The sequence below is a fragment of the Achromobacter sp. Marseille-Q0513 genome, from assembly GCF_018195695.1.
Classification (GTDB): Bacteria; Pseudomonadota; Gammaproteobacteria; order Burkholderiales; family Burkholderiaceae_B; genus Achromobacter.
In genome coordinates this window covers 20,782-31,395 of sequence record NZ_JAGTJY010000058.1, presented here as the reverse complement: position 1 = coordinate 31,395, position 10,614 = coordinate 20,782, and the positions used below count along the sequence as shown (strand labels likewise).

Below are 10,614 nucleotides of genomic sequence, written 5' to 3'. Positions count from 1 at the left end.
ATGCAACGACTCATACCCATCAACGTGGGCCAGCAGGCCAATGACCGCAGCGGCGATCCGCTGCGCGACGGCATGGCCAAGGTCAACGACAACTTCGCCAAGGTGACGACGGCCATGGACGCCGTGGAGACCGCCGTGGCGCAGACCAGCGCGCTCGCGGGCTCCGCGCGCGATATCGCCGCCGCGGCGCTGCCTGCCGTGCAGAAGAACCGGCCCGGCGGCGTGGCGCCGCTGGACGCGGACGGCAAGGTGCCCGCCGGCAACCTGCCCGATTCCGTGCCGATGTCGCAAAAGGGCGCGGCCGGTGGCGTGGCGCCGCTGGACGCGGCGGGCAAGGTGCCGGCCGGCCACCTGCCCGATTCGATACCCATGTCGCAAAAGGGCGCGGCGGACGGCGTGACGCCGTTGGACGCCGCCGGCAAGGTGCCGGTCGCCCACCTGCCGAAGTTGGACTACCTGCCGGTGATCCTGCGTGGCGCGCCCGACGGCGTGGCCCCGCTGGATGCGCAGGGCAAGGTGCCGGCGGCCAACCTGCCGGCGGTGGAGGATGCCATTCCGCTGGCGCAGAAGGGCCAGCCCAATGGCGTCGCGGCGCTGGCTGCCGACGGCAAGGTGCCGGCGGCGCAGCTGCCCTTGATCGAGTCGATTCCCACGGGCTTCGTGGCCTGGGCGCCGAAGCGGGGCGCGATCTGGGCGGGCTGGATTCCCGGCGATGGGCAGCTCGTGTCGCGGGCGACGTTTCCGGACCTGGCGGCGGCCGTCGCGGATGGCGTTGTTCCGGTCGTGTCCGAGGCCGAGTGGCTGGCGGATCCGCTCAAGCGTGGCGCTTACACGCTCGGCGACGGGACCACCAGCATCCGCGTGCCGGACTACAACGGGAAGTCAGCAGGTGCGATTGGCGCGGCCTTTCTCCGAGGAGATGGCGCGTTGTCCGTGGACAATGGCGCGATCAAGGCCAGCCAGAACAAGACTCATGCCCACGCGTTCCAATCCCCGCAGTATCTGGTATCGGAAACGGGGGGGACTGCCTCCTTCTTCGGCACAACCACAACGGTCACGCCTGTCTTTCCTCGATACACGGCTGCGGAGGGTGGCGTAGAGGCGAATCCGACTTTCGTTTCCGGCTGCTTCATCATCAGGGCTTTCGGCGCCGTGTCGCGCCCCGGCAGCGTCGATGCGGCACAACTGGCCACCAGGCTCGCCGCTCTTGACGCGGCGTTCCAGACCGACATCGACTTCAAGCTGCTCTATCCCGGCGGCTCGGCGGCGACGCCTGGGGTCATCTATCAGAACACCGCGCAGGCGATAGACAACCCGTTTCCCGGATCCCCGGTCCAGGTCGTGGTCGAGCATGAGTTGAGCGGGCAGTGGTTCGAACCCGGCTGGTTCTGCTCGACGGACCGCACGGGAGCGCCCAATGATCCCTTTTCCGGATGGGGCCTCAGGGCCGCCCATAGCCTGGTGACCGACAAGATCATCGTGCGGGCAGGCAAGAACGGCACCGCCACGGATCCGGCCATTGCGGGTGGCTCCTGGGTTGGCGCCTGGTCGCAGAACCAGGTGAACGCGCGCTTTCGCCTCAAGGTGTGGAAGCTGAAAGGCAGGATCGGAGGGTAGCGAGCGCAGGCCGCTCTTGCGGCAGCTTTCTTCCTCATCTCTTGCGCAACCTCTTCAAATCAAATCATCATGCAAAGACTCCAACCCATCAACGTGGGCCAGCAGGCCAATGATCGCAGCGGCGATCCGCTGCGCGACGGCATGGTCAAGGTGAACGAGAACTTCACCAAGGTCGAGACCGCGGTCGACAAGGTCGAAGCGGCCGCTGCAGGCGCGCAACAGCGGGCCGATGCGGCGCACGACAAGGCAGTCGGGGCCAACGCGGCCGCCGCGACGGCGGACGGAAAGGCGGTGGCAGCGGCGCAGTCGGCCGCCGCAGGCCTGGCCGCGGCGGCGGCGGCCGACGGCAAGGCCGTCGCGGCCCAGGCCGCGGCCGACGAAGCCGACAGGAAGGCGGTCGCCGCCAATGCGGCGGCGGCTACGGCGGCGCAGTCCGCCGCTTCCGGTCTGGCGGCGGCCAGCGAGGCCGACAGAAAGGCGCTTGCCGCCAATGCGGCCGCTGTGGTCGCGGATGGCAAGGCTGTCGCGGCCGCGCAAGCCGCCGCCGTGGCCCAGGCCGCCGCTGAGGAGGCCGACAAAAAGGCGCAAGCGAAGATTCCTTTTTCCTACGCAGGCATACAGTCCGGCGTGGCCACGCTGGAAGGCCGCCTTGCGACGCTGGCCGATGCGCAGATTCCGCACGTCACGACGGCGAATCCCTGGGACGATGCCAATTGGAATGAACTGCCGATGCATGCCCGCAATGACGGTCTGGTGACGCGGCTGATCCTGAGCGGCGGCAGATCGCAGAACGGGCCTCCGACAGGACAGTACTACTACGTCCGGCATCACTGGTTCAGCGACCGGAATACGCTGACGCAGATCGCGATTCCGTACTACAACGGGCCAGATTTCACGCCCGGCTTCCAGTATCGGATGAAGTATGAAGGCGCTTGGACGCAGTGGTACAGCGCGGATCCGCAGACCAAGGCCAGGGCGTTTGGGGTCGATCAGTCGCTGGTCAATCTGGCTGGGCAGCGGCAGCAGGGAATCACCTATGTGAACTCGACGCGCAAACCGATATCGGTCTATCTGTATGGCGGCTCAACAGAGCCGCCGGTGGCTACATCAATATCTTGATGGCGAGCATTCCGGTAGCCGTATTCCAGGCGCAGGCTCCGGAGAACGGCATTGCGGTGAATGCCATCATTCCGCCGGGAACCACCTACTACGCCAGCGCCGTCAACGCAAAGATCGAATACTGGCTGGAGTACCGCTGATGCAAACCTTCAAAGACACCCAGACCAACCAGGTATGGCAATTCGAGGACGACGTGCTGGTCAAGGAAGTCGGCAGCCATCGCCTGTTCTACGCGTTGCATCAACTGGACAAGCCGCTGGACGTTCCCGCGACGCTCGAACCGTTCGACATCGAGGAATTCCGCCGGGCGCAGGGCGATCCCCTGGCGCGGTAGGCGCGCGCCCGGAACCTCAGCTGTCCGCCACTTCCCCCGTCCTTACATCCCAGGTCCGCGCCGGCGCGAAGTTCTCGCGCTCGCCCTTCTTCTCGTATCCCAGCGGATTGGCGATCACGCGGCAGCCGTCCTTCACATAGTCCAGCGCGCAATGCAGGTGGCCGTGCAGCCAGTAATCGGCGCGCGGCAGCAGCGCGTCCAGCGCATTGCAGAAGCCGGCGGTGCCGGGCGTGACGCCGTAGCGCGGATCGGCGCTGGCCAGCGTGGGGGCGAAGTGCGTGATGGCGACGGTGATGCCGTCAAAGGGCTGGCGCAGCGCCTCGTCCAGCCACTGCTGGCAGGCGATGCCCTGTTCGCGCATCTGTTCCGCCATGAATGGCTCGCCATGCCGGCGCATGCCGGCTTTGGCCAGGTAGAAGTCGGCGGCGCGGAACGCCTTGGCGCGTTTCTTCAACACCGAGCCCAACTCTTCGTCCGGTTGCGCCAGCGCGTCGAAGTCGGTCCACAGCGTGGTGCCGACCAGCCGCACGCCCTGCATCACCCGTGTTTCGCGTTCCAGCCAGTGGATGTCCAGCGCGTGGCACAGCTCGCGCAGGCGATCATGCGTCTCGTCGAAATCCAGGTTGTCATACTCATGGTTGCCCGGCACGTAGACCACCGGCGCGGGCCAGCCCCGGGCCGGCGAGAAGCGGCCCAGGCCGAAGTCCGTTTCCAGCAGGCGCGAGCGGTCCTGGTACGAACCGATGTCGCCGGCGAGCACCAGCAGGTCCGCGCCGGGGGCGGGGCGGGCCTGGAAATCCGGATCGGACTCGAGATGCAGGTCGGAGAGCAGCTGTATTTTCATGGCTGAAGTATAGGCGCGGGCGAGCGCGGCTCAGGGCGCCAGCGTCCGGCGCAGCCAGGCGGCCATGTCGTCGACCACCGCGGGCATGCGGCCGACGCCGTCGGGGCCGGTCATGGCGTGGTCCAGGCCGGGATACGCGCGGTAGTCGATGTTTCGGCTGCCCGCCAGCCGCAGGCGCGCCACCATGGACAGCGTTTCCTGCGGCGACACGGAGGCGTCGGCGCCGCCTTGCAGGATGAGCACGGGCCCGGTGACCTGCCGCAGCGTCGCGAGCTGGTCCAGTTCCAGCACGCTGCGCCACCAGCCGTGGCCATGGCCGCTCATGTTCATCGCCTGCGGTGGCGAGGCAAGCACATGCCGCGCGAAGCTGCGCAATCCCTGTTCGGCGGCGCGGCGTTGCGCGGCGGGCACGGGTTCGCTGGCGAGGCTGTGCAGCATGTCGTTCAGGAACCATTGTCCGCCGCCATTGAAGGCGATGGTGGCGTCCACATTGCGCGAGCGCGATGCCAGCAGGTTCGCGACCACCGCGCCTTCGCTGCCGCCCAGCGCCACGACCTGACGGTAGCCCAGGGCGCGCCGCAGTTCCGTCAGCACGGCGTCCAGGTCGCTGGCCCGCTGCTGCAGGCTGTCGTGCTCCAGATACGCGGCGGGACAATCGGGACGCTCGGGATCCCCGTCGTAAGGCAGGGTATCGTCGATGCCGTACTTTTCCACGGTCAGCAGGTCGGCCTGCGGCCAGGCGCGGACCAGCTCGTTCTTGATGACCCGGACCTGGGTCACGCTGTTGCAGTCCGAGCCCTGGATGACCAGCAGCAGCCGGTCCGACCTGTGTGCGGGATCGTGCGGCTCCAGGTAATAGCGGATGCGCGAGCCGTCGTCGCGGGCCAGCTCGCCGGCGGCCGGCTGGGCGTGGACGCAGGTCGCGAAGAGGACAACGGCCAGGCCGCAAAGGAGGTGGCTCCGCTTCATGCCTTCGCCGTCCCCGCGCGGCGGCGCGTCTCGCGTGGCAGTTGCAGCAGCGCGCCGCAGTCGCGCACGCTGGCCACGACTTGTCCGCGCAGCCAGTCTATGCCTTCGTCGCGCCAGTTGCCGGCCGACCAATGCATGCGGATGGACATGCCGGGCAGCTTGAAGGGCAGTTCCTCGATGCGCAGTCCGCCGCGCTGGCTGGCCCATAGCCGCGCCAGATGGCCGGGCACCACGGCGGTCAGGGAAGTGCCGGCCAGCAGCTCGGACAGCATGAAGAAGTTGGAGGTGGCCACCACAGGCTCCAGCGCCCGCAGCCGGAAGCGCTCGGCGACGATCTGGTGGGCCGAGCGCGGCACGTCGGCCACCGCGTAGCGCGCCGGGCCAGCCGCCGGCCGGCCGCGCGGCGGCGCTTCGCGCACGCCGACATAACGGTCCTTGAACAGCAGCGTGCTGGTCTTGCGGGCCTTGAGCTGCGGGATCCAGCCCACCGCCAGGTCCAGCGCGCCATCGTCCAGCCGCTCGGCCAGCGCGCCTTCCCAGGCCGTCACCATCCGCAGGCGCACGCCCGGCGCGGCGGCGCCGATGCGCGAGACCAGGCGGTTCAGGATCAGCGTCTGGCCGACGTCGGTCATGTACACGATGAAGCTGCGGCGGGACGCCGCGGGATCGAAGCCCGAGGGCGGATTCAGCGCCTGCTCCAGCGCGGCCAGCGCGCCGGCCACGGGCGTGGCCCATTCGCGCGCCAGCGGCGTCGGCTGCATGCCTTGCGCGTTGCGCACGAACAGCGGATCTCCGGCGATGCCGCGCAGCTTGGCCAGCTGCGTGGACACGGCGGGCTGGGACATGCCCAGCGCGTCGGCCGCGCGGCCGACGTGCCGCTCGCGCAGCATGGCGATAAAGACCTTCAGCAGCCGGAAGTCCAGCTGCTCCAGCTTGATGTTCCTACCCACGTTTCCTGTTCCGTCGCATGTCTGCCGGACCTGCCGGATGCCGGCCCGACGCGAGGATTATAGGAAGTTGCGAATAATGGAAATCGCCCGATCGCGATTGCCGCGCTGCCACCGCCTGGACTAAGTTTGCGGCCGTGTTCAACGGATGCGGTGCAGTTCAGGATGCAATGGAACCCTTATGGACCTGAAGCGATTCAGGCCGTCTTGTCCCCCGAGCAATGGCAGGGCTTGGGATCGCCCGGTTCGCTGACCGACCGGTTGCGGCGGCTGGGCGAGTTTCGATTGTGCGTGCGGGAGGAACGCACGGATGCCGCCGGCGATGACGAGGCGCGCGCCATGGGCCTGGCGCCGGGCGCGCCCTGCTGGCTGCGCGAAGTGGCGATGTCGGTCGATGGCGTGGAGTGCGTGGCGGCGCGCAGCCTGACGCCGCTGGCCGCGTCATGGGATGAATGGCGCGGCATGCGCGGCCTGAGCGAGCGGCCTCTGGGCAGCATGCTGTATGACGATCCCGAGGTGTGGAGATCGCCCTTCGAGGTGGCGCGGCTGACGGCCGGCTCCGCGCTGTTCCTGATGGCCGGCGCGGTGACGCAGGATGCCGGTGCAACATCGTCCGGGTTGTGGGCGCGCCGTTCCCTGTTCTGGCGGCGGGCTCAGCCGCTGCTGGTGGCGGAGTGCTTTCTGCCGGGCTTCTGGGTCCTGTCCGCCCGCGCGTCGCGCAGCGACGGCGCGGGATACGGATCGGGCTACTGAAACAGTTCGCTCTCGACGCAAAATGCGACCAATTCCTGGTCGGTCTGCACGTCCAGCTTGCGCATGGCCGATATCTTCTGGCCGCTGACGGTCTTGACGCTGCGCTTCAAGGTCTCCGCCACCTGCATCATCGATTCTCCCCGGATGAAGTGGCGCAGCACCTCGAATTCCTTGGGCGACAGGCTGTTGATGCGTTCGCCGATGAATTTGCTGCGCGCGTCCACGGCGCCATCGCGCAGGAAACCGGGCGGGTAGTACCTGCGGCCGCTTTGCAGCGTGCGCAGCGCGGTCACGATCTCGGCGAGGTTGTCGCGCTTGAGCACCACGGCGGCGACGCCGGCGTCATAGAGCGCCGAGATGATCATGGGATTGGACACCATGGTCAGCACCAGGACCTGGACCTTGGGGTAGTGCCTCACCAGGTACTTGACCAGGCGCATGCCGTCGCCATAGGTATCGTCGCCCGGCATTGAATAGTCCGTGACGACGACATGCGGCGGGTCTTGCGCCAGGTGCCGGACCAGGTCGGTCGGGCTGGACAGGGCGCCGACGACATCGAAGCTCAGGTCCTTTTCCAGGAGGTCCCGCATGCCCATCAGAACGAGCGGGTGGTCGTCCGCCAAGACAATTCGAAGTCTATCCATGTGGAAAAAAGGGGTCAGATAGTGCGGGGCTGAGTTATTACCGCGCATTCTGCATCAACCGTCAAACTTGGACCAGGAGCTTTCGGAGCTCCTGCATCAGCCTGGCCGCTTCCTGGAGGGCTTTGCGGTTCGCGCTGTCGCGCTTGAGCTGCGCCTCCACGGCCTCGAATCCCGCCGACAGGCTGTTCATCTTGACCATCACCAGCGCGCCGCGCATCCGGTGCATGGTCTGCAACACCGCCAGCACGTCCTGCCGCCCGAGCGCGGCGTCGATCTTGGCCAGGTCGGCGTTCATGGTGTCGAGGAACAGCTCGCGGTACTTGGCGGGAACCTGTGGCGCCTCGGTGGCCGGAGTGCTGGCCTGGACCTGCCTGGAAGCGGGAGCGGGGGGCGAGGCGAGCAAGAGCGTCGTCATGGCGGGCTTGGGTTCGGGGCTGGCGGCGGGCGCGCGGCCCTTGGTCACGCCGCGCAGGTGCTGGCGCAGCGTGCGCAACTCGATGGGCTTGACCATCCACGAGCTCATGCCGGCCGCCATGCAGCGTTCTTCTTCGTCGCGCATGGCATTGGCGGTCACGCCGATGATCGGTATGACGGCGCCCTGGGCGCGCAGCGCGCTGGCCAGTTCGTAGCCGTTGAGCTTGGGCATGTTCACGTCGGTGAGCAGGGCGTCATATTGCGTCAGCGGCCAGAGCGACAAGGCATCCGCGCCATCGGATGCGACGGTGACGGTGCAGCCCAGCTGCTCCAGCTGGTTGCGCAGGGTGGCCTGGTTGATCGGATTGTCCTCGGCCACCAGAACGCGCAGGCCCAGGGCCTGGAACTCCGGTTCCGCAGGCTGGGCGGGAGGCGTGGCCGTATCACCGCGCAGCAGCGCCTGGATGCCGAAGCCGATGCTGTCCAGGCGGTGTCCGTCCAGGGCGTCCGGGCCATACTCGCCCCGGGCGCCGGGTTCGCGCGCGCTCAGGTAGCGGCCGTTCCAGTCGGATGGCGGGCCGTCTTCGCTGCGCAGCACATCCAGCAGCACTTCGTCGGACTCGGTCGCCGGCGGCGGCACGTGCGGCGCCGCCGTGGCGTGCGCGCCCCACATCGTCAGCCACTGGCAGACCTGTTCACTCAGTTCGCGGTGCGGGCTGCGCACGTGCACGCGCGCGCCGGCCAGGTCGGGCCTGGCCGGAACGGGGCCCGCCGCGGGCTTGAGCGAGAGCGCCATGGAAAAGCTGCTGCCCAGGCCCAGCTCGCTGGTGACGCGTATCCAGCTGTTCATCAGTTTGGCCAGCCGGGCGCAGATGGACAGGCCCAGGCCCGTGCCGCGCACCGTATGGCTGGCGCTGTCGATCTGGTAGAAGGGCAGGAACAGCTGCGATTGCTCTTGCGCGCCGATGCCGATGCCGGTGTCCACCACCTGCAGGGTCAGCAGTTGGTTGCCGTTGGGCTGGTCCACCGCGCGCAGGCGCACGATGACGTGGCCCGCCTCGGTGAATTTGATGGCGTTGCTGACCAGGTTGGCGAGGATCTGGCGGATGCGGCCGGCATCGCCCGTGACCCAGGGCGCCACGCCGGTATCGACGCAGGAGAACAGCAGCAGGCCCTTTTGGTGCGCCAGAGCGGCATAGGAGCTGGTACAGCTTTCGATCAGCTCGCGCGGATCGAAGACGGTGGATTCCAGCGCCAGCTGGCCGGACTCGATCTTGGTGATGTCCAGGATGTCGCTGATCAGCTGCAGCAGGATGGAGGACGAGTTCTGGATGCGTTCGAGATGCTGGCGCTGTTCGCAGTCCAGGTCGGTCATGCCCAGCAGTTCCAGCGTGCCCAGCACGCCGTACAGCGGCGTGCGGATCTCGTGGCTCATGGTCGCCAGAAAGGTCGACTTGGCTTCGCTGGCCTTGTCCGCGTCGCGCTTGGCCTGGGCCAGCGTGCGCTCGATTTCCGCCCGTGCGCTGATGTCGGCGAAGGCGCACAGGATGACGTCCTGCTTCTTGTAGCGCGTCGGCGCATAGGCGACGAACAGCGGCCTGCCGTCCTGGGCCAGGAAAGTTTCAAAGGTGCCGGGCTGGACCGCGGCCAGCGCCTTGTCCAGCAGCGTGCGCACCGAGGCGGACGGGGCCAGCGGCTGGCCTGCCTGCGCGCCCAGCCATTGCTGGGCGAGGCCGTTGCTGAACAGCACCTCGCCCTTGAAGCGGGTCAGCAGGCATAGCGCGATTGGCGCGGTCTCGATCAGGGTGCGGCTGAAGGCTTCGCTTTCGAGGATGTCGCGCTGCGCGCTTTGCGCCGGCAGCAACACGCGGCGGTTGTACCAGCGGCCATAGCCGAGACCGCCGACGATGCTCAGCAGCAGCAGCAGCGCGACGCTGACCGGCAGCCACAGATTGTCCTGGAAGAAGCCGTGGTAGCCGACGCGGTAGTAGGCGGTCCATGCGCCCGAGTCGTCGATGACCTTGAACACCAGGCCGTCCGCGGTGTAGTGCAGCCCGGGCTCCTGCGCGTCGGGCAGCGGGCCTTCGCCCAGCAAGATGCCGGAATCGTTGCGGGTCAGCCAGAATTCGTCGTACAGGCCGGAGGGCAGGACGCGGTCGAAGATGTTGATGCGGTCCCGGTGGAGCAAGGTGGCGATGTAGACATCGGGCGGGGAGCCTGCATCGGCCCGCCAGACGCCGGACGGCAGGCCGGCCGGCAGCAGGCCGATGATGCGGTTCGGGCTGGCCGGCGCGGTGAACCACTGGACCTGCGTGCGTTCGTGCACGTCGGCGGGCGCATGCAGGTCGATCAGGCGTTGTTCGACGATATGGTTCAGTTCGATCTGCTCGCGGATGGCGTCGACCGAGGTCAGGTAGGTGCTCTGGCTGAGCGGGCGGAAGCTGGACGGCATGTCGAGCGCCGGCACGCTGATGCTGACGCTGTCGCTGGCATTGACCAGGAAGGCCGCCGCCGCGGGGTAGTAGGTGGTCGGCCAATAGGTGGAGTAGTAGGCCGACAGGTAGCTGCCCATGGCCGACAGTTGCGCCTGGTCGCGCGTGCAGTCGGCCGTCAGGCAGGATACGGTGAAGGGCGTGGAAAACAGCGGCTGGCGGCCCTCGTAGAACGCCGTGCCCTGGCGCTCGGACGGCGGGGTCTCGTGCAGGGACACGTCCGGCGTGGACGGCGGACCCTGCAGCAGGGCGTTCTGGGCGCGAAAGCCCTGCAGGAAGCGCTCCTCGGCCTCGATGTAGCCCATGAACACCGTGAAGTCCAGCAGCAGCTTTTCTTCTTCCTGCTTGATCAGCCGCTGCCAGCTCCAGAGGATGGCGCTTATCAGGATCAGCGCTATCGGCAACACGCCGAACAGCGCCAGGTTGAGCCGGCGCGATGTGCGGGTAATTCTGCTGAAGGGCGAGTCCTGCATACCGGGTT

At 67.7% G+C, this 10,614-nt stretch carries 10 protein-coding genes; 5 read left to right on the top strand and 5 right to left on the bottom strand.

Going from position 1 to position 10,614, the window contains the following annotated elements:
* Positions 1-24 precede the first annotated feature (24 nt).
* From KDH83_RS14225 to KDH83_RS14210, 4 genes are all read left to right on the top strand, one after another.
* Positions 25-1,617 (top strand): phage tail protein, encoded by a 1,593-nt coding sequence (locus KDH83_RS14225; RefSeq protein ID WP_212316825.1) that lies wholly within the window; start codon positions 25-27, stop codon positions 1,615-1,617.
* 69 nt (positions 1,618-1,686) lie between these two features.
* On the top strand, positions 1,687-2,736 hold the full coding sequence (locus KDH83_RS14220; protein ID WP_212316823.1) for a hypothetical protein: 1,050 nt from the start codon (positions 1,687-1,689) through the stop codon (positions 2,734-2,736).
* Entirely contained in the window at positions 2,736-2,876 is a 141-nt protein-coding gene (locus KDH83_RS14215) for a hypothetical protein (protein ID WP_212316821.1), read from the top strand. Before KDH83_RS14220 ends, KDH83_RS14215 begins: the two co-directional genes overlap by 1 nt.
* Positions 2,876-3,070, top strand: a complete 195-nt coding sequence (locus KDH83_RS14210; RefSeq protein WP_212316819.1) for a hypothetical protein — start codon at positions 2,876-2,878, stop codon at positions 3,068-3,070. The genes KDH83_RS14215 and KDH83_RS14210 overlap by 1 nt, the downstream gene beginning before the upstream one ends.
* Positions 3,071-3,086: 16 nt before the next feature.
* On the opposite strand, the gene KDH83_RS14205 is transcribed toward KDH83_RS14210, so the two are convergent.
* From KDH83_RS14205 to KDH83_RS14195, 3 genes are read right to left on the bottom strand one after another with little or no spacing between them, the layout of a single operon-like run.
* Positions 3,087-3,914, bottom strand: coding sequence for a metallophosphoesterase (locus KDH83_RS14205; protein WP_212316817.1), 828 nt, complete (start codon positions 3,912-3,914; stop codon positions 3,087-3,089).
* 30 nt (positions 3,915-3,944) lie between these two features.
* The gene (locus KDH83_RS14200) at positions 3,945-4,883 is read right to left on the bottom strand and encodes a prolyl oligopeptidase family serine peptidase (protein ID WP_212316815.1); all 939 of its coding nucleotides are present in this window, start codon (positions 4,881-4,883) and stop codon (positions 3,945-3,947) included.
* A complete protein-coding gene (locus KDH83_RS14195) occupies positions 4,880-5,833 on the bottom strand; it encodes a LysR family transcriptional regulator (protein WP_212316813.1) in 954 nt (317 codons plus the stop codon). Before KDH83_RS14195 ends, KDH83_RS14200 begins: the two co-directional genes overlap by 4 nt.
* A gap of 204 nt (positions 5,834-6,037) precedes the next feature.
* On the opposite strand from KDH83_RS14195, the gene KDH83_RS14190 reads away from it, so the two are divergent.
* Positions 6,038-6,583: a chorismate lyase gene (locus KDH83_RS14190; protein WP_249205105.1), complete on the top strand. Its 546-nt coding sequence runs from the start codon at positions 6,038-6,040 to the stop codon at positions 6,581-6,583.
* Here KDH83_RS14190 and KDH83_RS14185 read toward each other — a convergent pair.
* Positions 6,577-7,227: a response regulator gene (locus tag KDH83_RS14185; protein WP_212316808.1), complete on the bottom strand. Its 651-nt coding sequence runs from the start codon at positions 7,225-7,227 to the stop codon at positions 6,577-6,579. The two genes, KDH83_RS14190 and KDH83_RS14185, sit on opposite strands and share 7 nt — an antisense overlap.
* Before the next feature lie 61 nt (positions 7,228-7,288).
* Entirely contained in the window at positions 7,289-10,606 is a 3,318-nt protein-coding gene (locus tag KDH83_RS14180) for a hybrid sensor histidine kinase/response regulator (RefSeq protein WP_212316806.1), read from the bottom strand.
* Positions 10,607-10,614: the final 8 nt, after the last annotated feature.